28 protein-coding genes and 1 pseudogene are annotated in these 25,911 nt (G+C 71.1%); 13 read left to right on the forward strand and 16 right to left on the reverse strand.

The window, feature by feature from the left end; all coding sequences use genetic code 11:
* Nucleotides 1-74 precede the first annotated feature (74 nt).
* A complete protein-coding gene (locus tag ABZ016_RS39770) occupies nucleotides 75-563 on the reverse strand; it encodes a flavin reductase family protein (protein WP_356921644.1) in 489 nt (162 codons plus the stop codon).
* On the opposite strand from ABZ016_RS39770, the pseudogene ABZ016_RS39775 reads away from it, so the two are divergent.
* Nucleotides 541-699 (forward strand): annotated as a pseudogene (locus ABZ016_RS39775) (hypothetical protein); the annotation flags it as partial. The gene ABZ016_RS39770 and the pseudogene ABZ016_RS39775 sit on opposite strands and share 23 nt — an antisense overlap.
* On the opposite strand, the gene ABZ016_RS39780 reads toward ABZ016_RS39775, so the two are convergent.
* Nucleotides 631-1,365: a peptidoglycan-binding domain-containing protein gene (locus ABZ016_RS39780; RefSeq protein WP_356921645.1), complete on the reverse strand. Its 735-nt coding sequence runs from the start codon at nucleotides 1,363-1,365 to the stop codon at nucleotides 631-633. The pseudogene ABZ016_RS39775 and the gene ABZ016_RS39780 overlap by 69 nt on opposite strands.
* Nucleotides 1,366-1,567: 202 nt before the next feature.
* Here ABZ016_RS39780 and ABZ016_RS39785 point away from each other — a divergent pair, with 202 nt between their 5' ends.
* Complete coding sequence (locus ABZ016_RS39785) at nucleotides 1,568-2,236, forward strand: TetR family transcriptional regulator (RefSeq protein WP_356921670.1); 669 nt, start codon at nucleotides 1,568-1,570, stop codon at nucleotides 2,234-2,236.
* A gap of 153 nt (nucleotides 2,237-2,389) precedes the next feature.
* The gene (locus tag ABZ016_RS39790; RefSeq protein WP_356921646.1) at nucleotides 2,390-2,803 is read left to right on the forward strand and encodes a zinc ribbon domain-containing protein; all 414 of its coding nucleotides are present in this window, start codon (nucleotides 2,390-2,392) and stop codon (nucleotides 2,801-2,803) included.
* Nucleotides 2,804-2,810: 7 nt separating this feature from the next.
* Here the strand turns inward: ABZ016_RS39790 and ABZ016_RS39795 are convergent, their stop codons facing one another.
* Both ABZ016_RS39795 and ABZ016_RS39800 read right to left on the reverse strand, forming a co-directional pair.
* On the reverse strand, nucleotides 2,811-4,160 hold the full coding sequence (locus ABZ016_RS39795) for a Gfo/Idh/MocA family oxidoreductase (RefSeq protein WP_356921647.1): 1,350 nt from the start codon (nucleotides 4,158-4,160) through the stop codon (nucleotides 2,811-2,813).
* A 258-nt stretch (nucleotides 4,161-4,418) separates the two neighbouring features.
* Nucleotides 4,419-5,297 carry a helix-turn-helix transcriptional regulator gene (locus tag ABZ016_RS39800; protein WP_356921648.1) on the reverse strand — a complete coding sequence of 293 codons (879 nt, stop codon included), beginning with the start codon at nucleotides 5,295-5,297 and terminating at the stop codon, nucleotides 4,419-4,421.
* Nucleotides 5,298-5,399: 102 nt separating this feature from the next.
* Here ABZ016_RS39800 and ABZ016_RS39805 point away from each other — a divergent pair, with 102 nt between their 5' ends.
* Nucleotides 5,400-6,095 (forward strand): SDR family NAD(P)-dependent oxidoreductase, encoded by a 696-nt coding sequence (locus ABZ016_RS39805; protein ID WP_356921649.1) that lies wholly within the window; start codon nucleotides 5,400-5,402, stop codon nucleotides 6,093-6,095.
* Nucleotides 6,096-6,098: 3 nt separating this feature from the next.
* On the opposite strand, the gene ABZ016_RS39810 is transcribed toward ABZ016_RS39805, so the two are convergent.
* Together ABZ016_RS39810 and ABZ016_RS39815 are read right to left on the reverse strand one after the other, a co-directional pair.
* The gene (locus ABZ016_RS39810; protein ID WP_356921650.1) at nucleotides 6,099-6,485 is read right to left on the reverse strand and encodes a PPOX class F420-dependent oxidoreductase; all 387 of its coding nucleotides are present in this window, start codon (nucleotides 6,483-6,485) and stop codon (nucleotides 6,099-6,101) included.
* Between the two features lie 50 nt (nucleotides 6,486-6,535).
* Complete coding sequence (locus tag ABZ016_RS39815) at nucleotides 6,536-7,714, reverse strand: aminotransferase class I/II-fold pyridoxal phosphate-dependent enzyme (RefSeq protein ID WP_356921651.1); 1,179 nt, start codon at nucleotides 7,712-7,714, stop codon at nucleotides 6,536-6,538.
* Between the two features lie 24 nt (nucleotides 7,715-7,738).
* On the opposite strand from ABZ016_RS39815, the gene ABZ016_RS39820 reads away from it, so the two are divergent.
* Both ABZ016_RS39820 and ABZ016_RS39825 read left to right on the forward strand, forming a co-directional pair.
* Nucleotides 7,739-8,734, forward strand: a complete 996-nt coding sequence (locus tag ABZ016_RS39820) for a hypothetical protein (RefSeq protein ID WP_356921653.1) — start codon at nucleotides 7,739-7,741, stop codon at nucleotides 8,732-8,734.
* 116 nt (nucleotides 8,735-8,850) lie between these two features.
* Nucleotides 8,851-10,191 (forward strand): S1 family peptidase, encoded by a 1,341-nt coding sequence (locus ABZ016_RS39825; protein WP_356921654.1) that lies wholly within the window; start codon nucleotides 8,851-8,853, stop codon nucleotides 10,189-10,191.
* Between the two features lie 41 nt (nucleotides 10,192-10,232).
* Here ABZ016_RS39825 and ABZ016_RS39830 read toward each other — a convergent pair whose 3' ends face one another.
* The 3 genes from ABZ016_RS39830 to ABZ016_RS39840 all read right to left on the reverse strand — a co-directional run bounded on the left by ABZ016_RS39830 (nucleotide 10,233) and on the right by ABZ016_RS39840 (nucleotide 12,560).
* Nucleotides 10,233-11,057, reverse strand: a complete 825-nt coding sequence (locus ABZ016_RS39830) for an EamA family transporter (protein ID WP_356921655.1) — start codon at nucleotides 11,055-11,057, stop codon at nucleotides 10,233-10,235.
* Between the two features lie 56 nt (nucleotides 11,058-11,113).
* A complete protein-coding gene (locus ABZ016_RS39835; RefSeq protein ID WP_356921656.1) occupies nucleotides 11,114-11,299 on the reverse strand; it encodes a hypothetical protein in 186 nt (61 codons plus the stop codon).
* A 100-nt stretch (nucleotides 11,300-11,399) separates the two neighbouring features.
* Nucleotides 11,400-12,560 (reverse strand): ROK family transcriptional regulator, encoded by a 1,161-nt coding sequence (locus ABZ016_RS39840; RefSeq protein ID WP_356921657.1) that lies wholly within the window; start codon nucleotides 12,558-12,560, stop codon nucleotides 11,400-11,402.
* Between the two features lie 171 nt (nucleotides 12,561-12,731).
* Between ABZ016_RS39840 and ABZ016_RS39845 the strand changes: the two genes are divergently transcribed.
* The 4 genes from ABZ016_RS39845 to ABZ016_RS39860 are packed head-to-tail and all read left to right on the forward strand — an operon-like array spanning nucleotide 12,732 to nucleotide 17,216.
* Entirely contained in the window at nucleotides 12,732-13,697 is a 966-nt protein-coding gene (locus tag ABZ016_RS39845) for a sugar ABC transporter permease (RefSeq protein ID WP_356921658.1), read from the forward strand.
* 18 nt (nucleotides 13,698-13,715) lie between these two features.
* Nucleotides 13,716-14,633, forward strand: coding sequence for a carbohydrate ABC transporter permease (locus ABZ016_RS39850; protein ID WP_356921659.1), 918 nt, complete (start codon nucleotides 13,716-13,718; stop codon nucleotides 14,631-14,633).
* Nucleotides 14,634-14,643: 10 nt separating this feature from the next.
* Entirely contained in the window at nucleotides 14,644-15,987 is a 1,344-nt protein-coding gene (locus ABZ016_RS39855) for a sugar ABC transporter substrate-binding protein (protein WP_356921660.1), read from the forward strand.
* Between the two features lie 29 nt (nucleotides 15,988-16,016).
* Nucleotides 16,017-17,216: a Gfo/Idh/MocA family oxidoreductase gene (locus ABZ016_RS39860; protein WP_356921671.1), complete on the forward strand. Its 1,200-nt coding sequence runs from the start codon at nucleotides 16,017-16,019 to the stop codon at nucleotides 17,214-17,216.
* Nucleotides 17,217-17,253: 37 nt separating this feature from the next.
* Here ABZ016_RS39860 and ABZ016_RS39865 read toward each other — a convergent pair whose 3' ends face one another.
* From ABZ016_RS39865 to ABZ016_RS39885, 5 genes are all read right to left on the reverse strand, one after another.
* Nucleotides 17,254-17,949, reverse strand: a complete 696-nt coding sequence (locus ABZ016_RS39865; RefSeq protein WP_356921661.1) for a L,D-transpeptidase — start codon at nucleotides 17,947-17,949, stop codon at nucleotides 17,254-17,256.
* 135 nt (nucleotides 17,950-18,084) lie between these two features.
* Complete coding sequence (locus tag ABZ016_RS39870; protein ID WP_356921662.1) at nucleotides 18,085-18,870, reverse strand: SDR family NAD(P)-dependent oxidoreductase; 786 nt, start codon at nucleotides 18,868-18,870, stop codon at nucleotides 18,085-18,087.
* 28 nt (nucleotides 18,871-18,898) lie between these two features.
* The gene (locus ABZ016_RS39875) at nucleotides 18,899-19,813 is read right to left on the reverse strand and encodes an SDR family oxidoreductase (protein WP_356921663.1); all 915 of its coding nucleotides are present in this window, start codon (nucleotides 19,811-19,813) and stop codon (nucleotides 18,899-18,901) included.
* 90 nt (nucleotides 19,814-19,903) lie between these two features.
* Nucleotides 19,904-20,533 carry an MBL fold metallo-hydrolase gene (locus ABZ016_RS39880; protein WP_356921664.1) on the reverse strand — a complete coding sequence of 210 codons (630 nt, stop codon included), beginning with the start codon at nucleotides 20,531-20,533 and terminating at the stop codon, nucleotides 19,904-19,906.
* On the reverse strand, nucleotides 20,533-21,618 hold the full coding sequence (locus ABZ016_RS39885; RefSeq protein WP_356921665.1) for an S-(hydroxymethyl)mycothiol dehydrogenase: 1,086 nt from the start codon (nucleotides 21,616-21,618) through the stop codon (nucleotides 20,533-20,535). Before ABZ016_RS39885 ends, ABZ016_RS39880 begins: the two co-directional genes overlap by 1 nt.
* A 162-nt stretch (nucleotides 21,619-21,780) precedes the next feature.
* On the opposite strand from ABZ016_RS39885, the gene ABZ016_RS39890 reads away from it, so the two are divergent.
* The gene (locus tag ABZ016_RS39890) at nucleotides 21,781-23,535 is read left to right on the forward strand and encodes an ABC transporter ATP-binding protein (RefSeq protein WP_356921666.1); all 1,755 of its coding nucleotides are present in this window, start codon (nucleotides 21,781-21,783) and stop codon (nucleotides 23,533-23,535) included.
* Nucleotides 23,536-23,658: 123 nt separating this feature from the next.
* A complete protein-coding gene (locus tag ABZ016_RS39895; RefSeq protein WP_356921667.1) occupies nucleotides 23,659-24,021 on the forward strand; it encodes a nuclear transport factor 2 family protein in 363 nt (120 codons plus the stop codon).
* 36 nt (nucleotides 24,022-24,057) lie between these two features.
* On the opposite strand, the gene ABZ016_RS39900 is transcribed toward ABZ016_RS39895, so the two are convergent.
* Together ABZ016_RS39900 and ABZ016_RS39905 are read right to left on the reverse strand one after the other, a co-directional pair.
* Entirely contained in the window at nucleotides 24,058-25,080 is a 1,023-nt protein-coding gene (locus ABZ016_RS39900) for a CU044_5270 family protein (RefSeq protein ID WP_356921668.1), read from the reverse strand.
* A complete protein-coding gene (locus ABZ016_RS39905; protein ID WP_356921669.1) occupies nucleotides 25,073-25,621 on the reverse strand; it encodes a sigma-70 family RNA polymerase sigma factor in 549 nt (182 codons plus the stop codon). Before ABZ016_RS39905 ends, ABZ016_RS39900 begins: the two co-directional genes overlap by 8 nt.
* A gap of 48 nt (nucleotides 25,622-25,669) precedes the next feature.
* On the opposite strand from ABZ016_RS39905, the gene ABZ016_RS39910 reads away from it, so the two are divergent.
* Nucleotides 25,670-25,911: cbb3-type cytochrome c oxidase subunit I (locus ABZ016_RS39910; RefSeq protein ID WP_356921672.1), on the forward strand; the 242-nt coding region annotated here is incomplete at its 3' end.

A 25,911-nucleotide genomic window follows, 5' to 3' on the forward strand; every position in this document is an offset into this window, starting at 1 on the left:
TGACGCCGCGCGGTCCCGCCTTCTCCCGCTTTTTCCCAGCCGTTGCCCGGCGTTCGAGACGCGGAGCGCGGAAGTCAGTCGACCGGGTGGCCGGGCGTGATGTCGACGGCGTCGGACAGTCGCAGCAGGGGCCCGTCGTGCGACTTCCGTCCACCCCACTGGACCGGGTCGAGGACGAAGCCGACGTGATCGCCGCCGCCGGCGCGCGTCACGATCCGGCCGACGAACCAGGCGGGCGCGTCCTCCAGGACGAGGGCCCCGCCGTACGCCTCACGCAGCCGCACGCCCCGGAACTTGTCCGTGTCGTCGCCCGTGCGCCCGCCGAACAACTCGGCGAGGTGGTGCTGTTCGCGGCCGAGCAGGTGCACGGCGAGAACACCGGCGTTCCGGGCCACCCGGTAGGTGTGGTTGAGCTCGGACAGCCACACCACGAACCGCACGGGCCGGAGCGAGCACTGCGAGGCGAACCCGACCAGACAGCCCGCCCGTTCACCTGCCGCGACGGCCGTGACGAGGCACATGTCGGGGTTCAGCCGGTCGATGAACTCGTCCATACCCGCCATGTTCGCATCACTGCCGCATGCGCGCGGCCGGCGCGCACCGCGAGGGCGGCGCCGGGTGCGGCGCCGGTCAGCCGGCTACCGGTGCCGTGCGGGACTCCAGTGCGGCACGTGTGTCGTTGCCGTAGACGCCGGTCTCGTCGCCGCGGATGCCGTACCAGAGCTGGAAGCGGGCGACCGCCGCGGTCAGCGTGGGGTCGTAGCTGCCGCTGGTGGCGCCGTCGCGGTAGACGTCCGGGATGCGCAGAAGGCGTTCCTGGAGCTCGGTCACCTCGGGGCCGGTGGCTCCCTCGCGGAGCGTGCCGGCGCCGTCGGGGTCCACCGGCGCCGTCGCCGGCGGGGTGGGCGTGGGGGTCGGTGTCGGCGTGGGTGTGGTTGCCGGGGTGGGGGCGGACCGGGTCGGCCGGGGTGCCGGTGCGGCTTCGTCGCCCGTGTTGTCGCCGCGCAGCAGCAGCGCGCCGCCGAAGCCGATCACCGCAGCCGCGAGAACGGCCACCGCGACGGCGGTGCGGCGAAGTCCGGATCCGGCGCGTCCGACACGGCCGTCTCCGTATCGGCGCCTCTCGCGGGCGACGGGCGGGAGTTCCTGCGTCCGTTCCTCGGAGTCGGCCGGTGGTCCCGGCAGCTCGACGGGCTCGTAGCCGCCGGGCTCCCGGCCGGTCTCCCGCTGGGTCTGCTGTTGGGTCTGCTGCTGGAACTCCCGCATCAGCTCCGCGAGGGCGTCGGTGCGGCGTGGGCGCAGGACGCGGATGGGTTCGAGGGCCGGGCCGTCGTGCGGCTGCCCGGGCTCGGACGGTGTCGACACGCTGCTCTCCTTCCGTCCGGGCTCGGGGGGTGCCCGTCGTCGGGGATCGTCCTGTCGCTAGATACGCGGCTGCCGCGCCAGGTATTCAGAGGGAACTCGGTTCCTCTCCGAGAGAGCACTCAGTGCCATCGAGTGCCCTTCGGGTGCTACGTTCCAGACCATGAGCTCCGAGAAGGCGGACGCAGGCAACGGGAAGCCGCCCATGCGGGACGCTTTGGTGGCGGCGGCCTTCCATCTGTTCCTGGAGCGGGGGTACGAGCAGACCACCGTGGACGACATCGTGGCGCTCGCCGGGGTGGGACGGCGCTCGTTCTTCCGCTACTTCCCCTCCAAGGAGGACGTGGTCTTCCCGGACCACGAACGGTGTCTGGCCGACATGACGGCCTTCCTCGCGGCGGGCACCGGCGAGGAGGAGCCGGTGCGGCGGGTCTGCGACGCGGCCCGGCTCGTGCTGCGGATGTACGCCGAGAACCCGACGTTCTCCGTGCAGCGCTACCGCCTCACCAAGCAGGTCCCCGGGCTGCGCTCCTACGAGCTGTCGGTGGTGTGGCGCTACGAGCGGGCCCTCGCCGACTACCTGCGGCGGCGTTTCGCGGCCCGCCGGGACGGGACCCTGCAGGCCGACGTGATCGCGGCCGCGGTGGTCGCGGCCCACAACAACGCGCTGCGCTCCTGGCTGCGTTCGGACGGGCAGGGCGAGGCGAGCGCCGCGATGGACCACGCGCTGGCCTACGTGCAGTCCGCGTTCGGCGGGGCTCCGGCGCCTGTGGCCCAGGAGCAGCCGGACGACGTGGTGGTCGTCGTCTCACGGCGCGGAGCACCCCTGTGGCGGGTCGTCCAGGAGATCGAGTCGACGCTGGGGCGGGCCTGACCGGTCCGTACATTGAGGGTACGGAGTGCCTTTACGAGTGGCACTGAGTGCCATACTGTGTGGTGCGTGCACGGTGGCACGGCGAACCGGGCACGCGTGTGCGCGGGTCGCCGCGCACACGGGATTCCGGCCGAGTGCAGGGAGTTGACCAGCGTGTACCACCACTCAGGAAGCGTCGCTCAGCAGGCAGCCGGCTCCGCGACGGGGCTCCTCCCCCCGAAGGGACCCGACTCGGACGCCATCCTCTTCCAGCGCTGCACCTGGTGCGGCACCGCCATGTTCCACCGGCTGTTGTGTCCGGTCTGCCGGGGCAGCGAACTGCGCACGGAGCGCAGCGAGGGCACGGGCACGGTGCGCCATTCGACGGTGGTGCACCGCAACACGCCCGCGGCCCGAAACGTGTCCCTGATCGAGATGTCCGAGGGGTTCGTCGTGCGCGGCCGGGTGATGGGCCCGCCGATCGGCATCCACAGCGGGGACCGGGTGCGGCTGTCCACGGCCAAGGACCCGGTACGGGGCGAGCCGGTGTTCCAGCTGCTGGACGAGCCGTACCGGGCCTGGAGCTGACTTCCTCTCAGGTGGCCTGCCCACCCGCGATCAGTTCGTCGGTACGCACCGGCCGTCCCGTCTCGAAGCTCCGGTTGGCCGCGAGACCTACCGCCAGAGCCAGCGCTCCGTCGCGTTCGGTGGCTGTCGGATGGGCCGCGGCGGCGGTGTCCGCCGGGCGGGTGGGATCAGCGGGTCCGAACAGCGCGTCGAGCATGCGCGGGTCGCCGCCGCCGTGGGCCTCGCGGGCGACCGTGAGCGGTACGTCCACCGGGGGCCGCCACAGCGGGCGCAGGGTGAGGCGGGCGCCGCCCGCGTGCTCGGCGGCCGTGTCCCCGTGCAGGGCGCCGACGGTCGAGGTGACCCGGGTCAGGGGCGGCTGCCAGCGGCTCTCCTCCACCTCCAGTTCCAGCCGGCCCGCGCTGCCGTTGAACATCACCCGGTAGCCCTCCCAGGGGGAGTAGGCGGTCAGGTGGTACGTCATGGTGGCGCCGCGCGCATAGCGCACGAGGACGGACATGTCGTCCTCGATGGTGATCGGTCCGTCGAAGACGTTCCGGTCGCGCAGGTAGCCGTCGTCGTGCTCGGCGTCCAGGTAGAGGGCCCGCAGGGTGTCGTTGGCCGCGAGCTCCAGGGCGAAGGGGTCGTCCGCGGCCGGTTCGGCGCCGTGGGCGCGGTCGTACTCCCGGCGCAGTCCGTGCCGCTCCCCCGCCGCACGGCCGTAGAAGCCGAGCCGTCCGTAGCCGAACGCCTCCCGGGGCTCGTCGCCGAGCCACCAGTTCACCAGGTCGAAGTGGTGCGAGGACTTGTGCACCATCAGGCCGCCGCTGTGGTGCTTCTCGCGGTGCCAGCGGCGGAAGTAGTCGGCGCCGTGCCGTACGTCGAGCAGCCACTCGAAGTGGACCGACAGCACCTCACCGATCGCGCCGTCGGCGAGCAGGGCGCGGACCTTCTCGTGCACGGGGTTGAAGCGGTAGTTGAAGGCGACGGTCAGGGAGTTGCCGGTCTCGCGGACGGTGTCGAGGATGCGCGCGCAGCGTTCCCCGTCGACGGTCATCGGTTTCTCGGTGACGACCCGGCAGCCCGCCTTCAGGGCCGGGACGATGTAACGGTCGTGCTCGGCGTCGACGGTGGTGACGACGACCTCGTCGATGTTCTCCTTCGCCAGCAGGTCGGTGAAGCGGTCGGGCTCCCACGCGGTGGCGGCGGGCTGGCCGGCCTCGGCAAGCAGCCGGTTGTGGAAGGCCATCCGGGTCGGGCTGGGGTCGCACAGCGCGGCCACGAGGTGGCCGGGGCGTTCGGCGAGGCCGCGGGTGAACAGCTGGGCCCGGTGGCCGGTGCCGACGACGGCTGCGCGCAGGGCTGGAGTACGGGTCATGACGGGTGGTCTTTCCCGGGGACGGACCCTCCACTCCCAGGAGGGGAGGGCACTGGCAGAGGGCTGCCGACATCTCTCCCCTTGCGCGAAGCGGCATTTCGTGCCCTCTTCCACAGGCCCATACGGTCCGATTCATGGACTGGAATTTTCCGGCGGCCGAAGAACTCGCGGCTGCCTTGCGTGCCGGTGCGTCGAGTACCCGTACTTCGACCAGCTCGTCCGGGCCGGCCTGGCGACCATGCCCGGCCGGCCCGGCTGTCACGGCGTGGAGAAAAGGTCGGGCCCCGGAGGCGGAGGGCCGCCGACGCGGCCGCCGTTCGTGGCCCGCAGGAACTCCAGCTTTTCCGCATCGGCGGAACCCGCGGCCACCGTGTAGACGATGACGCGGATGTCGCACCCCGGGACGGTGAGCACGTCGCAGTCGCACGTCACCTCGCCGACCTGGGGGTGCACGACGGTCTTTCGGGCAGAGACGTGCGGACCGACCGCACCCTCGTCCCACAGCCGGGTGAACTCCGCACTGGTGGTACGCAGTTCCTCGACGAGGTCGGCGAGGCCACGGTCACGGGGGTGGTCGACGAGAGCCGTGCGCAGATCGGCGACGAGAGCGGGCTTCAAGGCGTCGCCTTCCTGGAGCACCGGCCAGGCGGCGAGCCCTGAGGACCCCGCGGCGAAGACCGCCCGCACCAGGTTCCGCTCGCGGGGTGTCCGTGCGCTGGGGTCGCCCAGCAGCACGGCCCATGCGGGACTCCAGGACAGCAGGGTCCAGTCGGCACTGAACACGCCTACCGGGAAATCCCCCAGGCGAGCCAGCATCCGCTGGACCCCCGCCGGCACATGCGTGGAGATCGTCCCCTCCTGGGGAGGGAGGAGACCGGCCAGCCGGTAGGCGTAGTCGCGCTCCATGGGCTGCAACTGCAGTGCTCTGGCCAGGCTCGCGACGACCTGCGCCGAAGGGCTCGTGGCGCGCCCCTGCTCCAGCCGCACCACATAGTCGACCGACAGCCCGGCGAGCTCGGCCAGCTCCTCGCGTCGCAACCCCACCGCACGTCGTCCGGGCCGCGAAGTCCGCCCGACGTCGACGGGGGAAAGCCGGTCGCGCCAGCGGCGCAGTGCCGTGCCGAGGGTCTCTTCCACTCGACCATTGTGTCCGCCGGACGATGGTTGTGCCTGGTACTGGCAGTCCTACCGTCGCGGGGGGCACTGGTTGTCCCCGCGTCGCAGGCCGAGAGTGAGGGCATGACGACAACATTCATCACAGGAGCCAACAAGTCCCTCGGGTACGAGACCGCCCGCCGCCTGATCGAGGCCGGACACACCGTCCTCGTCGGTGCTCGTGATCCGGAGCGCGGTCGGGCGGCCGCCGACGCACTCGGTGCCCGTTTCGTTCAGATCGACGTGACGGACGACGCGTCGGTGGCCGCGGCCGCCGCCGACATCGGGGACCGCGAGGGCGGCATCGACGTCCTGATCAACAACGCGGGTGTCCTCGGGACGCACAGCCCCGCCGACCAGATCACGGCTGCTGACGCCGGCGAGGTGTTCGAGGTCAACGTCATAGGGGTGGTCCGGGTGACGCACGCGTTCCTGCCTCTGCTGCGCAAGTCCGCGAGCCCGGTCATCGTCAATGTGTCGAGCGGCATGGGGTCGTTCGCGGCCACGCACGATGCCGGGCGCGTCGAGTCGAGGAACCTCGCGCCGCTCTACACGGCGTCGAAGGCTGCCGTGACCATGCTGACCACGCAGTACGCGAAGTCCTTGCCGGACGTGAAAGTGAACGCGGCCGACCCGGGATACACCGCCACCGACTTCAACGGACACAGCGGCCCGCAGACGGTGACCGAGGGTACCGATGCCATCGTCGCACTCGCCACCATCGGGGCGGACGGACCGACCGGAACCTTCCGTGACCGTCACGGTGAGATGCCCTGGTGAATCTCAGGGAGCGGGAACGATCCGTACCCCCACGGTGCCGTCCTGACCCCTGCGCAGCCGGCTGCCCAGGAGGGTGAGCCGGCCCGTGAGGCCGTACTTGCGGGCGATCAGCCGCCGGTAGCGGGCAGTGGTGGCCGGGTCGCAGATCTGCGCGGTCGCGGGAACCTGCTCGCCGGTCGGACGGCCCCGCAGGTCGCAGGGGCCGACCAGGACGTCGGCGCGGTTGCGGATCCGCTTCACCTTCCAGGATTCGGCGGCTGTCCAGACGCCGAGCGCGTCCCCGTCGTGCACCACCCAGACCGGGGTGGCGACCGGTGTGCCGTTCCTGCGGTAGCTGGTGAGCAGCAGGTACTTGCCCGCGCCCAGTTCGTTCAGCGCCCTGTCGTCCATGGCGGGCAGTGTACGAGCGTGTCCCGCGGGGCGGGCCCGGGGCTCCCGGTTCAGTCGAGCGCCGCCGCCATCCGGCGTACCGCCTCGGTGATCACCTCGGGCGAGGCCGCCAGGTTGAAGCGGGCGTGGCCCGCTCCGCCGGTGCCGAAGGGGAGGCCGGAGTTGAGGGCCACGCGACCGCGGTGCAGGAAGGCGCCCGCCGGGTCGTCGCCGAGGCCGAGGGCGCGGCAGTCGAGCCAGGCGAGGTAGGTGGCGTCGCCGGGGCGGTAGCGGACGCCGGGCAGATGCTCTGCGAGCAGGTCCACGAGCAGCCGCCGGTTGGCGTCGAGGCCGGTCAGCAGGGCGTCCAGCCAGGCGACCCCGTCGCGCAGGGCGGCGGTGTGGGCGATGATCCCGACGTGGCTCGGGCCGTGCCCGACCTCCTCGGGCATCCGGGCCAGGTCGGCGGCGGCGCCGGGCCCGGCGATCGCGAGGGCGGCCTTGAGCCCGGCCAGGTTCCAGCCCTTCGAGGCCGACATCAGCGACAGACCGCGCTCGGCGCCCGGCACGCTCAGGTACGGCACGAAGTCCGCCCCTCCGATCACCAGCGGCGCGTGGATCTCGTCGGCGACGACCCGCACGCCGTACTGTTCGGCGAGCGCGGCGACGGCGGACAGTTCCTCGGCCGTGTGCACGGTGCCGGTCGGGTTGTGCGGGCTGCACAGCAGGTGGGCTGCCCGCCGTCCGCCCGCGACGGCCTGCTGGAAGGTTTCCTCCAGGACACCGAGGTCGATGCGCCCGTCGGCGCCGAGCGGGGACTCCACCACGCGCCGGTCCATGTGCCCGACGAAGTCGTAGAAGGGCGGGTACACCGGCGGGTTCACCACCACCGCGTCCCCCGGCCCGGTGACCAGTTTCAGCATCTCGACGACGCCGAGCATCACGTCGGGCACGATCGCGGTGCGTTCCACGGCCAGTCCGTCCCAGCCCCACCGCTTCTCGGCGAAGGCGGCCAGTGCCTCCGCGTAGGCGGTGCCTGCGGGATAGCCGGTGTCGCCGAGGGCGAGTGCGTCGGTGACGGCGCGCACGACGGGCTCCGCGAGCGGTACGTCCATCTCCGCCACCCACACCGGCAACACGTCCGCGGGGTAGGTGCGCCACTTCATGCTGGTGCGGCGGCGGAGGCTGTCGAGCGTGAGGGCCTGCAGAGGATTCGGTTCACCGGACGTCTCGTGCGGGATCCTGGTCATGAGCACACGATAGGGGGCTGTGCAGTGAGCGGGAATCGTGCGGACGGGGAGCGGGGAGAGGCGGCGGGCCCGTTCCTGGAGATCGCCTGCGACGAGTCCGGGTCGGACGGCGAGAACCTCACCGGCGGGAACACGGACGTGTTCGCGCACGCCGGTGTGTCCCTGCCGGAGCCGACGGCGGCGGCGGTCGTCCGGGAGATCCGGGACCGGATCCGCTCGCCGGCCGAGGAGTACAAGGCGAACCATCTGCTGCGGGAGAAGCACCGGGCGGTGCTGGAGTGGCTGCTGTCGCCGGACGGGCCGGTCCACGGGCAGGCGCGGGTGCATCTCATGGAGAAGACGTACTTCGTGGTGGACCGGGCCATGGGTCTGCTGCTGGATGACCCGGCCGAGGCCGTCTCCCTGTTCCGCACGGGCCGCCGGACGTTCGGGGAGGACGGCTGGCGGGCGTTCCTGGCCGCGGCCAACCACCTGCTGCGGGTCCGCCACGACGGGGACCCCGTGGAGGCCTTCTACGGCACGGTCGACGCCCTGTGCCGCGCGCACCCGTCGACGGACGCGGCTCGGATCCTGGAGCGGCTGGCCGCGACCCGGCCCCGGGCGGAGTCCTACCGGGCGGGCTTCCTGGACGGTCCGCCCCTGGTCCCCGTGCTCAACCCGCTGCTCCCGGCGATCGTCCGCACGGCCGCGCTCTGGAGCGGCGACGGGCGGCCGGTCCGGCTGGTGCACGACCGGCAGAACATGCTGACGCCGGACCGCATCGCATGGATCGAGGAGACGGCCCGGCGGGCCGGAGCCCGCCTCGCCGGAGTGCGGCTCGTCGTCGCGCGGGACGACACTCGGGTGCAGGTGGCGGACTTCCTCGCCGGGATCGCCCGCAAGATCGCCTCGGAGGAGCTGAACGGCCGCGGCGATCCGGCGCTCACCGCCCTGTTGCGGCCCTACGTCGACCCGGGCTCGGTGTGGGGGGATGTGCGCAGCCGTGCCCTGCTCGCCGCCCCGGCGGCCGGCCGGTGGTGAAGAGATCACGCGCGCGCTGAACACGGCGGGGCTCCGGCCCGTATGGGAAGAGGGCACTCAACTCAAGGAGTGCCCCGTGGCGTTCACGCCACGATGTTCGGGTTCGGGAGCCATGCATGAAGCACGCACGACGACGGGTCGTCCGGCGAGTGACACGGCTGGCGGCCGTCGGCGGACTCCTCCTCGGAGGAGCGATGGTCACACAAGCGGTGGCGAGCGAGCCGCCGGACGCGACGATCGGCGTCCCGTACTCCGCCCGGTCCGCCACCAGCAAGGGCACCGACCTCGTGGCCGGCCTCGGCACCTCCCGTACGGCCGGCAACTGGGTGGACTCCGCCGGCAAGCCGGTCGTCGCCGTCACGGACGAGAAGGCCGCGGCCGAGGTCGAGCGCGCCGGCGCCCGGGCGAAGATGGTGCACCACAGCATGAGCGACCTCAAGTCCGCCACGGCGACGCTGCGTTCGGCACCCAGAGTCGCCGGAACGTCCTGGGCGCTGGACTACAAGAACAACGAGGTCGTCGTACGCGGCGACAGCACCGTGTCCGCCTCCGACTGGTCCCGGCTGACCGAAGTCGCGGAGGGCATCGGCGGTTTCGTGCGCATGGAGCGCACCGAGGGCACGTTCACCCCGCGGCTCAACGGCGCGCTGCCGATTCTGTCGACCGCGGGGCGCTGTTCGGCCGGCTTCAACGTGACCGACGGAAAGAGCGACTACATCCTCACGGCCGGGCACTGCGGACCGGACGGTTCCGTCTGGTTCGCCGACGACCGGGGCCGGGAGCAGGTCGGGACGTCGCTCAAGGGAAGCTTCCCCGGTGACGACTACTCGCTGGTGAAGTACGCCGGCGGCCGCGCGGGCAAGGGCGCGGAAGTGGTGTCGGTCGGTGACGGCGAGGGCGTGCGGATCACGGGCGTGGCCGACGCCGAGGTCGGTCAGAAGATCTTCCGCAGCGGCAGCACCAGCGGGCTGCGCGAGGGCGAGGTGACCGCGCTCAACGCGACGGTCAACTACCCGGAGGGCACGGTCACCGGCCTCATCGAGACGAACGTGTGCGCCGAACCCGGGGACAGCGGCGGCCCGATGTTCGCCGACGGCATCGCGCTGGGCGTGACGTCGGGTGGCAGCGGGGACTGCACCGCGGGCGGGACGACGTTCTTCCAGCCGGTGACGAAGGCGCTGACCGAGCTGAACGTCAAGCTGATCGTGTCCAAGCAGGCGGGTGGCGCGGGACCCGCGAGGTCGGCATCCCAGGGCACCGCGTCGCCCGGTTCGTCGGCGCCCGTGACGGGCGAGGGCGTGTCGAGTCTGCTGACCCGTCTCACCGATCCGCGCAACGTCGGCCCCGGGATGCTGGTCATCGCGGGCAGTCTCGTGGCCCTGGTGGCGACCCGGTGGATCCGAGCGGAGCAGGACCGCAAGGCGTATCGGCAGTACTACTCGGCCACTTGGGGATGATGCCCGGGGCGCACGGGGCCGGACGCCGCCGGGTGTCCCGTTCAGCCCAGCGTGAGCAGGACCGTCGCCACCGCCGCTCCCAGCAGTCCGGCCGTCTGACGGCGGCTGATCCGCTCGCGCAGCAGGGCGAGGCCGAGGACGACGGGAAGCGCCGGGTAGAGGGAGGCGATGACGACGGCGACGGCCAGCAACTGCCGCTGCACGGCGAGCAGGTACAGCACGAGTCCGAGGGCCGCCCCGGCCCCGATGAGGAGGGCCCGTACGCAGCGGCCGGGCGGCAGCTTCAGCCGGTGTGCGTGGCGTGCGGCGTCCGGCAGGAGGACGAGGACGGCCGCGACCCGGCCCGCGGCGACGGGCCACAGGCCGCTTCCGGGACCCGCCTGGCCGAGGGCGAGGTACTGCACGGCGACGCCCGCGCTGGCGAGCAGTCCGTCCGCCGTCCCCTTTCCCGCCCCGGTCCTGCCTCCGGCGACGAACCACAGAGCGGGCACCGTGACGGCGATGCCCAGCCAGGCCAGGGCGCCCGGACGGTCGCCGAGGACGAGCACCCCGCACAGCACCGACAGGGCGACGCCGGTGACGGCGCTCACGGGCACCACGACGCTCATCGCGCCGCGGCTCAACCCGCGGTTGAGGAACCGCATGGCGACACCGCTGCCGACGCCGGACAGCGCGCCCCACAACAGGTCGGTGAAGTGGACGGCGTCGGCGGGCAGCAGGAGCGCGGCGGCGCAGGCGAGCAGCAGCCCGCCGAGCTGACCGAAGAAGGTGACGGCGGTGTGGTGCACCCGCCGGGACAACAGGCCGCCGGTGAAATCGACGATGCCGTAGACGACGGCCGAGGAAAGTGCGAGGAGGGCACCCATTCGATCAGGGGTGCCCCGGGACGAGGGTCCGATGCGTCAGCGGACCTGCACGAGGCTCAGGCGGCAGGCGCCGACTGCGGCACCGCGGAGGCCCACTCCAGGACGAGCCGCTGGTACTCCTCACGCTGCTCGACGCTCAGTGTCCCGCCCGACCGGCGCCACAGGGCACGGATCTCCTCGTTGACCTCGTCAGCCGATCGCTCGGATGAGGATTCAACAGTGGTGGACATACTGTGAAGCATACGATCCCGGAAGTGAAGGCGATGTGAGTAATCACGAGCCAAAGGGGCATTCCGGACAGTGTTACTGATCACGTCCATCTCCCGGTAAACGTGAGACAGTTCACGCTTCGGCCGACCCCAGGACCAGCACCTTGATGGCCAGGACGGCCGCGCCGCGCGCCCAGTCGTGAAAATCGGACACCCTGGTCTCCATGTCGACGGGGGCGGCCAGCGGGTGCCTCTGGTCGCGGACGGTCTCCTCGACGGTCTTGCCGGCCACGTCCATCAGCCCGACCCCCTCCCCCGCGAGCAGGATCCTCTGCGGCATCACGAAGTTGCAGATCTGCCCGACGAGTATGCCCAGAGCACGAGCCGCCTCCTCGACGACTCGGACCGGCACGGGGTCTCCGGCGGCGGCCAGCGCGAGGATCTCCTCGTACGTGTGGTCACGGCCGGTGGCGGCCTGGACCTGGTAGCGGATGTTCGGGATGGTCAGCATCGAGACGGCGCTGCCACGCCGGCCGTCAGGGGTGAGCGGGCCGTTCGGATCGACGATCCAGTGGCGGCCGAAGCCGCGGTCCTCCTCCGCGAAGGGCACGCGCTTGCCACCCAGGACGAGCCCGTAGCCGAGGCCGGCGCCGATGGTGAGGACGACGAAGCGGTCCAGGCCACGCCCGGCGCCGAACCAGGTCTCGGCCTCGACCAGGGCGGCGACGTCGTTCTCGACGACCACGGGAAGCCCGGTGCGTTCCTGGACGAGTTCGGCCAGGGGCACGTCCCGCCACAGCAGAAAGGGGGACTCGCCGACGACGGCGCGGTCCTGGACGAGTCCGCCCACCCCGATGCCGATCCCGGCGAGCCGGGGGTGGTCGCGCGCCAGTTCGCCGGTCATCTCCCCCAGCAGGTCGGCGACTTCGGCGGGGTCGTGAGTGGTGAGCGGGCGGTCGTGGCGGGCGACGATGCGGCTTCTGAGCGTGGTGACGACGCCGTAGACCGTGACCCCGGTGATCTTGAAGCCGAGGAAGGACCGGGAGTCGGCGACGACGTCGAGCGGGGTCGAGGGACGGCCCTGGCGGGCCTCCGCCGGTCCTCCCGCCTCGGCCACCTCGACCAGCAGACCCGACTCGATCAGCGGCTTGGTCAGCCGGGTGAGACTGCCGGCCGACAGGCCCAGCCTGCGGGCGAGTTCGGTGCGCGACAGCGGGCCGTGGACCAGCACTTCGATGGCCACCGAGCGCTCCCCCGTGCTCAGTGGCAGCCAGCTGGCGGTGCCTGCGGTCATGTGCGTCCGACTCCCCTCGGCCTTTTTTTCGCACTGAAACCAACATGACCACTCTAAGACGGTGAAGGTTCTTGCGAAAAGATGTTTGCACCCCTCTTGACGCAGCAATTGTTTCGCGCCAAAAGTAAGTCCCGCCAGAGGACGAGCCGCCGCTTGCGAGGGAGTCTCCCGATGACCATCGCCTCCAGCAGTCCTCCGTCGCGTCTGCCCGCGGGCGGCGCAGCGGAGACACGCAGCAAACCCAGGACACGACGGACGGAGGTGGGCGAGGACCGGGGGGACGGGCGACTGGCCGCGGTCTTCATCGCACCGGCGCTGCTCGGCTTCGTGGTCTTCCTGCTCTGGCCGACGCTGCGGGGCATCTACCTGAGCTTCACCCGCTTCAACCTGCTGACGCCGGCGGAATGGGTGGGCCTGGACAACTACGTCCGCATGGTCAACGACCCCATCTTCTGGGACTCGATGAAGGTCACCGTCGAGTACGTCGTCATCAACATCGGCGTCCAGACGGTCTCCGCGCTCGCCATGGCCGTCCTCCTGCAGCGGCTGACCCAGTCGGCGACGCTGCGCGGGATCGTGCTCACGCCGTACCTGATGTCGAACGTCGTGGCCGGTCTCGTCTGGCTCTGGATCCTCGACACCCAGCTCGGCATCGGCAACGAGATCATCAGCGCCCTCGGCGCCGACCGCATCCCGTTCCTCGCCGACGAGACCTGGGCGATCCCGACGATCGCGCTCATCAACGTGTGGCGGCACGTCGGGTACACCGCGCTGCTGCTCTTCGCGGGGCTCCAGGCGATCCCCAACGACATGTACGAGGCGGCCCGGGTGGACGGCGCGAGCGAGTGGCGGATGTTCTGGCGGATCACCATGCCGCTGCTGCGGCCCGTGCTGGCGGTCGTGCTGATCATGACGGTGATCGGGTCGTTCCAGGTGTTCGACACCGTGGCCGTGACCACGGCCGGCGGTCCGGCGAACGCGACCAACGTGCTCCAGTACTACATCTACGGCTCCGCCTTCGGGCGCTTCCAGTTCGGCTACGCCTCGGCCATGTCCGTCGCCCTGCTGGTCGTGCTGAGCGCGATCACCGTCCTGCAGTACCGGCTCACCCGGGCCGGCCGGACCGACCTCGGCTGACGGAAGGGAGACACCGCCATGGCTGCCGTGACGACCACGACGACCGTACGACCGGTACGGCGCAGGTTCTCCTTCGGGCGGGCCGCCGCCTGGACCGTGATGGGACTGATCGTCCTCATCACCCTGCTGCCGTTCTACTGGATCCTGCGCACCGCGCTCTCCACCAACGCCGGTCTCAGCGCCGACCCCACCAACCCGCTGCCCGTGGACCTCACCACCAGCGGCTTCGAACGGGCCCTGGGCCTGCAGTCGGCCGAGGAGGCCGTCAAGCAGGGCGGCGCGGGAGGCGGGCTGGACTTCTGGCGCTATCTGCTCAACTCGGTGCTGGTCTCGACCCTGATCACCGGGTGCCAGCTCTTCTTCTCCGCGATGGCCGCGTACGCCTTCTCACGGTTGCGCTGGCGCGGGCGGGACAAGGTGTTCGGGCTGTTCCTGGCCGGGATGATGGTGCCGGCCATCTTCACCCTGCTGCCGAACTTCGTGCTCATCAAGCAACTGCACCTGATCGACACGCTCCTCGGTATCGCGTTGCCCACCATGTTCATGACGCCGTTCGCGGTGTTCTTCCTGCGGCAGTTCTTCATGAACGTCCCCCGCGAGGTCGAGGAGGCCGCCCTGCTGGACGGTGCCGGGAAGATCAAGATCTTCTTCCGGGTGGTACTGCCGATGGCGTCCACGCCGATCATCACCCTGGGCGTGCTGACGTACATCACCTCCTGGAACGACTACTTCTGGCCGCTGATGGTCTCCTACAGCGACAGCTCGCGCGTGCTGACCGTGGCACTGGCGGTCTTCCGGGCACAGACCCCGGCGACCGGCGTCGACTGGTCCGGGCTCATGGCGGCGACGCTGATCGCCGCGCTGCCGATGCTGGTGCTGTTCGCCTGTTTCGCCCGCCGCATCGTCAGCTCCATCGGCTTCACCGGGATCAAGTAAGGGGACTGGGATGCGAATTCGTACGCTCGTCGCGGCGACCGGAGCGCTGGCGCTGTCCCTGGTCAGCGGGTGCGCACAAGGCGGCGCGGCAGGATCCTCCGCCCACACGGTCACGTACTGGCTGTGGGACGCCAACCAGCTGCCCGCCTACCAGGCCTGCGCCAAGGGGTTCGAGAAGGAGAACCCCGGACTCGATGTCAAGATCACGCAGCTGGGCTGGAGCGACTACTGGACCAAGCTCACCGCCGGGTTCATCGCGGGCACCGCGCCGGACGTGTTCACCGATCACATCCAGAACTTCGGCCAGTTCGCCGATCTGAAGGTCCTCGAACCGCTCGACGACCTCGGTGTCGAGGACTCCGCTTACCAGCCGGGCCTCGCCGCCAACTGGATCGGCAAGGACGGCCACCGGTACGGCACTCCCAAGGACTGGGACACCGTCTCGCTGTTCTACAACTCGAAGATGACCGAGGAGGCGGGGCTCACCGCCGAACAGCTCAACAACCTGTCCTGGAACCCGAAGGACGGCGGCACCTTCGAGAAGGCCATCGCCCATCTCACGATCGACAGGAAGGGCAAGCGCGGCGACGAGCCGGGCTTCGACAAGAACAACGTCAAGGTGTACGGCATGGCCACGGGCGGCGGCGGCTTCGGCGACGGCCAGACACAGTGGAGCCCCTTCACCGGCTCCGCCGGCTGGAACTACCTCAACAAGGCGCGCTGGGGCACGAAGTACCAGTACGACAGCAAGACCTTCCAGTCGGTCGTCCAGTGGTACTTCGGCCTGGCGAAGAAGGGCTACATGCCGCCCCTGTCGGACTACAACATCCAGTCCAACCAGCAGAACACGCAGATCGCCGCGGGCAAGGCGGCCACCGCGTTCGACGGGGCCTGGATGATCTCCACCTACGCGGGCTTCAAGGGCCGGGACATGAAGACCGCCCGGACACCGGCCGGCCCGACCGGCAAACGCGCCACCATGATGAACGGCCTCGCCGACTCCGTCACCAAGGCCTCCAGGAACAAGGCGGGCGCCAAGAAGTGGGTGGCCTATCTGGCCTCCGACAAGTGCCAGACCGTCGTCGGCAGGTACGGCGTCGTCTTCCCCGCGACTCCGGCCGGGACCGAGGCCGCTGTCGCCGCGTACCGGAAGAAGGGCATCGACGTCTCGTCGTTCACGGAGCCCGTGGCCGACAAGAAGCACTTCCGGACGTTCTCGTACCCGATCGCCAGCTACTCGGCCGACATGACGGCGCTGATGCAGCCCGCGATGGAGGGCATCTACGGCAACGGCAAGCCGGTCAGCAGCCTCGACGAGACCAACGAACAGATCAACCTGATCCTCTCGCAGTGATCCAACGACCAGTGAAGGGCATGCCTTACATGACGTTCTCCATCGGCATCGTCGGCGCCGGACAGTTCTCGGGCCAGTTCGCCACGCTGTTCCAGGCCCACCCCGGCGTAGGCGACGTCTACGTCACCGACCTGCTGCCCGAGCGGGCCGAGCAACTCGCCTCCGCCCAGGGGCTGGCGGGCACCTTCCCGTCGTACCAGGCGATGCTGGAGTCGGAGGAGGTCGACGCGGTCGCGATCTTCACGCAGCGCTGGACCCACGGGCCGCTGGTGCTCCAGGGCCTCAACGCCGGCAAGCACGTGTACTCGGCGGTCCCCATGGCGATCAGCACGGAGGAGATCGCGGCGATCATCGACGCGGTCAAGGCCACCGGGCTGACCTACATGATGGGCGAGACCAGCGAGTACAACCCGGCCACCGTGCACGCCCGCAACCGGATCGCCGAGGGCGCCTTCGGGCGGCTGTTCTACGCCGAGGGCGACTACGTCCACGACATGGACTTGGGGTTCTACGAGGCGTACCAGTACAGCGGCGGCGAGAACTGGAAGGCGACCGCGAGCTATCCCCCGCTGCTGTACCCGACGCACGCGGTCGGCGGGGTGCTGGGCGCCTGGCAGACGCACGCGGTCAGTGTGTCGGCGATCGGTGTCGTCGACGACCGGGGCGACGGCGTCTTCGACAAGGACGTCAGCCAGTTCGGCAACGACGTCTCCAACGCCACCGCGCTGTTCGAGGTGGCGGGCGGCGGCTCGTTCCGTACGAACGAGTTCCGGCGCGTCGGCTACCCCTCGCACATACGGGAGTCACGTTTCCGCTTCTTCGGTACCGAGGCGAGCATGGAGCAGCTCGCCACGGTCGCCCTGTGGCAGGACAAGCAGGGCGTGAAGGACATCAGCGAACTGCTGGAGCCCAAGCCCACCATGGCTCCCGACGACCCGTCGCTGCAGCACATCGCGCCGGAGCTGCGGGCGGCCTTCACCTCGGGATCGGCGCCGGTGCATGACCGGGCACGGCTGCCGAGGGAGTTCGACCACCTGCACAACGGCCACGAGGGCAGCCACCACTTCCTGGTGGACGACTTCGTGACCGCCGTCAACACGCGCACCCTGCCGTCGGTGAACGCGTGGGTGGCCGCCCGCTACACCCTGCCGGGCATCATCGCGCACGAGTCGGCGCGGCAGGGCGGGGTGCGGCTGGAGATCCCGGACTTCGGGGACGCGCCCCAGTAGGAGGCGGTGTGCCGTCCCGCGAGCCGGGTGCCTGGGATCAGGTGCCCGGCTTGCGGCCGTACACGAAGACGTCGTCGCCCGTCTTCAGCAGCGACCAGTACTTCTTGGCGTCGGTCTTGGTCATGTTGACGCAGCCGTGCGAGCCCGGCGGGTTCCACACGCTGATGCCGACCGAGTGGAAGGCCTGGCCGCCGTCGAAGAACTGGCTGTAGGGCATCGGCACGTGGTAGATCGACGAGACGTGGTCGATGTGGCGCCAGTAGATCTTCTTCAGGCCCGTGCGGGTCTCGTGTCCGTCGCGGCCCGTGCGGACCGGGACAGGACCGTAGACGAGATTCTTGCCGTCCTGGATCCAGCTCAGCTGGAGGGTCAGGTTCACACAGGCGATCCGGCCCTTGTTCACCGGGCACTTGCCGTCCTTGTTGGGGTTCGTGCCGACGGCCTTCTGCTTCTGCATCAGGTCCATCACGCCCCAGGTGACGGGTCCGGCGTAGCCGGCGTTCGGGGAGATGCCGTGCTTGGTCTGGAAGGCGCGGATCGCCGTGCAGTCGGCGCTGGACTGCTTGCCGTCGACCGGACGGCCGAGGAACTTCTCCACCTGCTTCTGGTACGGGCCGGCCTGGGTGCTGCAGCTCGCGGCCTGCGCCGGCGTGGCGCCGAGCGCGAGGGTGAGCGGTGCCACCAGTCCGGTGATCCCGAGTGCGACGGCGCCCCGTCTGCGTACGTCCCCCATGGTGGGTCCTGCCCTTCCGCGGAAGTGGTCACATGGTCTGCGATCCCTGCCAGCTAGACGGGCGGAGGGCGTATTCGGTTGTGCGGAGTTCCCGCCTGGGACCAAACGGTGACATACCTCACCGGGCGGCCGGGGCTATGGGCGGAGGGCCTGGTGGAATCCCGTGTTGACGGAGGTGAGGCCGCCGTCGACGACCAGGGTGGTGCCGGTGATCCACGAGGCGTCCGGCGACGCGAGGAAGGCGACGGCCGCCGCGATGTCCTCCGGCTCCCCGACCCGGCCCAGGGGGTAGAGCCGGCGTACCGCTTCGAGGTCCTCGTCGCGGCCCTCCCACGCGGTGGTGCGTACGGTGCCCGGCGCCACGAGATTGACGCGGACGCCGCGGGCGGCGGCGTGGCCGGCGAGGGTGCGGGTCAGGGAGCCCAGGCCGGCCTTCGCCGCGCTGTAGGCGTGGTTGCCGAAGTCCTGGAGGCCGTTGACCGAGCCGATGGAGACGACGGCGCCGCGCCCGGAGGCCGCCAGGTGCGGCAGGGCGGCGCGGCAGCAGCGGTACGCGCCGGTCAGGGTGACGTCCAGGTCACGCGCCCACGACTCGTCCGGCTCGTCCTCGAAACGGGATGAATCGGGCGAGCAGTGGGCGGCGCCGTTGACCAGTACGTCGAGCGAGCCGAAGGTGTCCACCGCGTACGCGACGGCCGCCTCGACCGCCGCCCGGTCGGTCACGTCGCACCCGCGCCCCTCGACGGCGAGGCCCTGCTCCCGCAGAGCCTGTGCGGTCCGCGCGGCCTCGACGGGATCCCGGTCGGCGACCAGGACCCGCGCCCCCTCCTCGGCGAAGCGGCGGGCGGTCGCGGCGCCGATGCCGCGTGCCCCGCCGGTGATGAGAACCCCGTACCCCTCGAACCGCCTGGTGTCCGTCATGGCCCGACCGTACTGCCCCCGCGGTGGCTCAGCGGTAGCCGGTCGTGTCGGCCGGCCTGCCCGTGTCCTGGACCTCGACGAGGTAGCGCCAGGCGTCCGGGCGGCTGCCGTCGAGGTCGGTGAAGCCGTACTCCTGGGCGAGGCCGCCGCTGGAGAGGGACTGCCCGTTCCAGCGCGCCACGTCCGGGTCGCCGGCGAGCGCGGCCACGGCCCGGCCCACATACCGCGGGGTCTCCGAGATGGCGAAGTGCGGGACCTTCTCCAGGGCGTCGCGCCAGTTCTCCTCGCGTACGCCGAAGATCTCCAGCATCAGCTCCGAGCGGAGCCAGCCGGGGGTGAGGGCGACGGCGGTGGCGCCGCGCGGGCCGAGTTCATGGCCCAGCGCGAAGGCCATGCGCAGGACGGAGGCCTTGGCCAGGTCGTAGAAGAAGTTCACGCGGTAGTTGCGGCCGTTGTAGTCGGCGGTGCCGTCGGTGACCTCGACGACCAGTCCGCCGGGGTTGCGCAAGAGCAGGGGCAGGGCGTGGTGGCTGGTGACGGCGTGTGTCTCCACGGCGAGCCTGAGCAGGCGCAGTCCGTTGTCGAGGTCGTGCTCCCAGAGCGGAGCGTCCCAGTCGAAGAGCTTCTCGCCGCCCCAGATGTCGTTGACGAGGACGTCGAGGCGGCCCTGCTCGTCGTCGATGCGGCGCACGAGCGTACGGACCTGCGCCGGGTCGAGATGGTCGGTGGGTACGGCGATGCCCTGTCCGCCGGCCTCGGTGACCAGGTCGGCGGTGTCCTCGATGGTCTCGGGCCGGTCGTACTCCGAGCGGCGGGCGCGGGTGCTGCGTCCGGTGACGTAGACGGTGGCGCCGGCCGCGCCGAGTTCCACGGCGATCCCTCGTCCGGCGCCCCGGGTCGCCCCGGCGACCAGTGCGACCTTGCCCTTCAGTGGAGCTGACATGTCCGGCCTCCCGTTTCTCTGGCTGTTCATCGCCCCCAGGGTCGCGGGTAAGCCGGACATCTTCTGTCGCCTTTTACCGGCGACACGCGGTCAGTGGCCCCGGGTGATCCATTCCTGGAGCTGCGGCGCCTCCGCGCCGATGGTCGTGGCGTCCCCGTGGCCGGTGAGCACCTTCGTCTCGGGCGGCAGGGTGAGCAGCCGGTCGCGGATCGAGTCGATGATCGTCGGGAAGTGCGAGAAGGACCGGCCGGTGGCGCCGGGTCCGCCCTGGAAGAGGGTGTCCCCGGTGAAGACGGTCCCCAGACCGGGGTCGTAGAGGCACACCGCGCCGGGCGCGTGCCCCGGGGTGTGCAGGACCCGCAGGTCGGCGCCGCCCGCCTCGATCGTCTGGCCGTCGACCAGCCAGGCGTCGGGCTCACGGTCCGGGTGGGTCTGCTGCCACAGGGGCAGGTCGTCGTGGTGCAGCCAGATGGTGGCACCGGTGCGCTCGGCGAGGGCGGGCGCGGCGTCGATGTGGTCGTTGTGGGCGTGGGTGCACACGATGGCCGTCAGCCTGCGGTCGCCGACGGCCTGGGCGATGGCGTCGGCGTCGTGGGCGGCGTCGATGACGATCGCCTCGTGGTCGTCGCCGACGATCCAGACGTTGTTGTCGACGTCCCAGGTGCCGCCGTCGAGAGTGAACTGGCCTGCGGTGACGAGGTGTTCGATACGGGTGGCCATCAGAGCACCACCACCGAGCGCAGGACGTCACCGTGGTGCATCCGCTCGAACGCCTTCTCGACCTCGTCGAGCTGGATGGTCTCGGTGACGAACGCCCCCAGGTCCAGGCGCCCCTGCAGGTGCAGGTCGATCAGCATGGGGAAGTCGCGGGAGGGCAGACAGTCGCCGTACCAGCTCGACTTCAGGGAGCCGCCGCGGCCGAAGACGTCCAGCAGCGGCAGGTCGAGCTTCATCTCGGGGGTGGGCACGCCGACGAGGACGACGGTGCCGGCCAGGTCGCGGGCGTAGAAGGCCTGCTTGTAGGTCTCCGGGCGGCCGACGGCCTCGATGACGACATCGGCGCCGAATCCGCCGGTGAGCTCACGGATCGCCTCGACCGGGTCGGTCTCGCGCGAGTTCACGGTGTGGGTGGCGCCCATGGCCCGCGCCTTCTCGAGCTTGCGGTCGTCGATGTCGACGGCGATGATCCTCGCGGCTCCGGCCAGGTGTGACCCCGCGACGGCGGCGTCACCGACACCGCCGCAGCCGATGACGGCGACCGTGTCGCCGCGGCCGACGTTGCCGGTGTTGATCGCGGCGCCGATGCCGGCCATGACGCCGCAGCCGAGCAGCCCGGCCACCTGCGGGGCGACGGCCGGGTCCACCTTGGTGCACTGTCCGGCCGCCACCAGCGTCTTCTCGGCGAAGGCACCGATGCCGAGAGCCGGGGACAGCTCGGTGCCGTCGGTGAGGGTCATCTTCTGCTTCGCGTTGTGGGTGTCGAAGCAGTACCAGGGCCGCCCGCGCAGACAGGCGCGGCATTTCCCGCACACCGCACGCCAGTTGAGGATCACGAAGTCTCCGGGCTCGACCTCGGTGACGCCGTCGCCGACCGACTCGACCACGCCCGCGGCCTCGTGGCCGAGCAGGAAGGGGAACTCGTCGTTGATGCCACCCTGCTTGTAGTGCAGGTCCGTGTGGCACACTCCGCAGGCCTGGACGCGTACGACCGCCTCGCCCGGGCCGGGGTCGGGCACGACGATGGTCTCGATCCGCACCGCCTCGTCCTTGCCGGGTGCGATCACACCGCGTACTTCCTGGGCCATGGTGCTGACTCCTTCGTCGGCCGGGATCTCGTCCCTTCCGACCCTACGCGCGACTGATCGGCAAGGGGTGCGGATCGGCCACTCACCACTCCACGAAAGGGCAGGCCGGGCCGGTCGGCACCGACGTAGCCTGAACCGTCCGCCCGACGCCGAAGGAGCGACGTGAGCATCGCAGAGACCGAGACCGACACACCCCCCTGGCGACAGCTCCTCGGGTACGTACGACCCCACCGCGGGTCCCTGGCCGTCGGCGCCGTCCTCTCGCTGGTCACCGGGGCTACCGGGCTGCTGCTGCCGCTGGTGGCGCGCGGCCTGATCGACGATCTGTCGCACGACCGGGCGATCGCCGGAGCACTGCTGGCGATGTCGGCGCTGGTGGTGACCAACGCGGCGGTGGGCGCGCTGGGTTCGTACGTGCTGCAGCGCACCGCGGAGTCGGTGGTGCTCGGCGCGCGTCGCGCCCTGTCGTCGTATCTGCTGCGGCTGCGGATCACGGCCGTGGACCGCAGCGAACCCGGGGACCTGATGGCCCGCATCACCTCCGACACGACCCTGCTGCGGGAGGTCACCACCGACTCGCTGGTCGGCCTGGGCACGGGCGGGCTCACGCTGGTGGCGACGGTGGTGATGATGGGCCTGGTGGATCCCGTGCTGCTGGGCGTCACCCTGGCCGTGATCCTGGGCGCCGGCGTGGTCCTCGGGGTGATCGTGCCGCGGATCAACAAGGCGAGCCGGCAGGCGCAGGACGCGGTGGGTGTCATGGGTGCCTCACTGGAGCGGATCCTCGGCGCGCTGCGCACCGTGAAGGCGTCCGGTGCCGAGCACCGGGAGGAGACCACGCTGCACGAGGCGGCGCAGGAGTCGTGGCGGCAGAGCGTGCGGGCCGCCAAGTGGTCGGCGGCCGCGGGCAACACGGCGGGGCTGGCCATGCAGATCGCGTTCATCACGGTGCTCGCGGTGGGCGGCGCGCGCGTCGCCACGGGGGCCGTCGACGTGGGCACGCTGGTGGCGTTCCTGCTGTACGTCTTCTACCTGATGTCGCCGATACAGCAGGTCGTCGGCGCCATCACGCAGTACCAGACGGGTGCCGCGGCCCTCACCCGCATCCAGGAGGCGATGCGCCTGCCCGCCGAACCGGCTGCCGCGCCCGCCCCTCTTCCCTCCCCCGGCGCCCAGCCCGCCGCCGTCGCCTTCGACGACGTCCGCTTCCGCTACGCCGACGACCTGCCGTACGTCCACCACGGTGTGACGTTCGCCGTGCCGGCGCAGGGCATGACGGCGTTCGTGGGGCCGTCCGGCGCGGGCAAGACCACCGTCTTCTCGCTGATCGAGCGGTTCTACGATCCCGACTCCGGTGTGATCACGCTCGACGGGCGCGACCTGGCCGACTGGGAGCTGCCGCTGCTGCGCGCCGCGATCGGCTACGTGGAGCAGGACGCGCCGGTCCTGTCGGGCTCCCTGCGGGACAACCTGCTGCTGGGCAATCCGGAGGCGGACGAGGCCGCGGTGGAGCGCGTACTGAAGACGACCCGGCTGGACGGCCTGGTCGCCCGGCTGCCCGGCGGGATCGACACGCTGGTCGGGCATCGCGGTACCAAGCTGTCGGGCGGTGAGCGGCAGCGGGTCGCCATCGCCCGCGCCCTGCTGCGCCGGCCCCGGCTGCTGCTGCTCGACGAGGCGACCTCCCAGCTGGACGCGGTCAACGAGGCGGCGCTGCGCGACACCGTCGCGGACGTGGCCCGGACGACGACGGTCCTCGTCGTGGCGCACCGGCTGTCCACGGTGACGATGGCCGACCGGATCGTGGTGATGGACGCCGGCCGCGTCCGGGCGGTCGGCACCCATCGTGAGCTCGTGACCGGCGACCCGCTCTACGCGGAGCTGGCGGCGACCCAGTTCCTGGCCGCGGCGGACTGAGTTACGGGTGCGGCCCCGCGCCCCGGCTGCGCTTGCCGTGACCGCCGGGCGGGAGGAGGCTCGGGAGTGAGGCCCTCGCGGCCCGCTGCCGAGCGGGTCGCGGCCCTTCGAAGGAGGTCCATCATGGGAACCGCGGCAGACCCCGCCTTCGACGGAGAGACACTGCGCCGGGGCGTGGAAGGACAGCCGGACATCCTGCTCTCGCTCTACGCGGACGACGCGGAGTTCCGCATCGTCGACCACACCACCCAGCCCAGCCACCCCAAGGTCCTGCACGGCCGGGACGAGATCGGCCGGATGCTGGAGGACGTCTACAGCCGGGACATGACGCACAAGATGGAGCGGTGCATCGTCCAGGGTGACGAGGCCGCCTACAGCGAGAGCTGCCAGTACGCGGACGGCGTGCGCGTCCTGTCCGAGTCCATGATCACTCTGCGCGGCGGCAAGATCACCGAACAGACCCTGATCCAGGCCTGGGACGAGTAGGAGGCGCGACACCGTCGAGGCGGGGCCGGGGTGTGATCAGCGCGTCCACGCGCTGTACGACATGACGTCGCCCTTCTTGACGCCGTACTCGGGCTCGGCGGTGGTGAAGGTGGTCTCCAGGCCGAGGACGGCGCCGGTGACCGGGTCCAGGATCAGCATGTGGCGGACTCCGGAGCCGTCGTGCACGTACGCCTGGCCGCGCCGGCCGAGCCGGTCGGTCACCTGGCCGGCCGGCCGCAGCCCCTCGGCGCCGGCCAGGAGGCGGGCCAGTGTCGCCGTCTCCCGGGCACCGAGGGTCCAGTGGTCGAGCAGCACCGCGACGGCGTCCAGCAACTCGGACGTGGTCAGCGGCGCGTCGGTGTACTGAGCCTCCGTCAGGTAGGCCCGCAGGCGTGCGGGGTCGTCCGGCGGCGGGGACTGGGGTGGGGCGTCGCTCCAACTCGGCGGGTAGGTGCGGTCGCTGAGGACGTGCCCGTCGTCGACGAGGCGCGGCTCGCCGCCCTCGTCGGAGAGGACCGGGCGGCCCGGATGCCTCGGGTCGGTGGCCACGACGAGTTCCGTGTGGCTGCCGTCGGCCCGCCAGCGGACGATGCGTTCCTCGGGCAGAGTGACCGGCGGCTTGTCGTCGGACATGCCCATGCTCCAGGACAGCACGTGCGTGCCCTTGCGCAGGCGGGGCGAGCCGTCGGCCGCGGCCTGTTCGGCGCGGTCGGCCAGCCGGTCCAGGGGCACGGGAGTGGAGCCGGTCTGCACCACCAGCGGACGCGGAGCGGCGACCGCCGGGGTGGTGCTCGGGCCGCTCAGGACGAGTGTCACGGCCAGGGCCGCGACGACGGCCGTGGCGGCGAGCCCCCAGGCCAGCCGGGACCGGCCCGGAACGGGCAGCCGGGGCCGGCCCGGAACGGGCAGCATCCGGCGCGTGGGACGGCCGGAGGGCCGTTCCCGCAGCAGTCGTTCGAGTCGCCGCTCGGCTTCGCGGTCGAGCGGGCCGTCGCCGAAGCGGGAGCCGTGGGGCGGCACCGGGTCGGCGCCGCGCAGCAGTTCGAGTTCGTCAGCCATGGCCGACCCCTTTCGCGCAGTCAGTGTCCGCCGTGGCCTCGGGACACATGCGGTCGATCTCGGCCCTGAGACGGCGTCGGGCCCGGTGCAGTCGCATGGCGGCGGCCTGTCTGCCGCAGCCGAGGGCGACGGCGACCTCGTCGACGGCGAGTTCCTCCCAGGCCGTCAGACGCAGTACCTCCTGGTCGGCCGCGGAGAGCCGGGAGAGTGCCTCGTGCACCCAGGCGCCGGGGGTCTCGGCCTCCGGGCCCGCCGCGATGTGCCGTCCGTGGGCGGTGTCGTCATTGCCGAGCCGGTCGACGAGCCGGCGGCGGCGTCCGTGGCCGCGCACCGTGTTGGCCAGGCAGTTGCGTGCCACGCCGTACAGCCAGGGCAGTGGGGAGGGCGGCAGGTCGGCCCGGCGCCGCCAGGCGACCGTGAACACCTCCGCCACCACTTCCTCCACCTCGCCGGTCCGCCCGTCCAGTCGCCGCGCGACATAGCGGCTGACCGCCCAGTAGTGCTCGCGATAGGCAGCGGCGAAGATCTCGTCGTTGCTCATGTCCCGTTCGTGTCCGGCACCTTCTCGATCGTCACACCCGTTTTCGTGATGCTCGTCGCGTGGGTGAAGTGTGACGCCCCGGCGGGGCGCGGACACAGGCGGGGCATGAGGCACCTCAAGTGGCTGACGACCACGGATCACAAGACGATCGGCACGCTGTACCTGGTCACGTCGTTCGCGTTCTTCGTCATCGGTGGCGTGATGGCGCTGCTCATGCGCGCCGAGCTCGCCCGGCCCGGTCTGCAGATCATGTCGAACGAGCAGTTCAACCAGGCGTTCACGATGCACGG

The organism is Streptomyces sp. NPDC006372, assembly GCF_040612515.1.
Classification (GTDB): domain Bacteria; phylum Actinomycetota; class Actinomycetes; order Streptomycetales; family Streptomycetaceae; genus Streptomyces.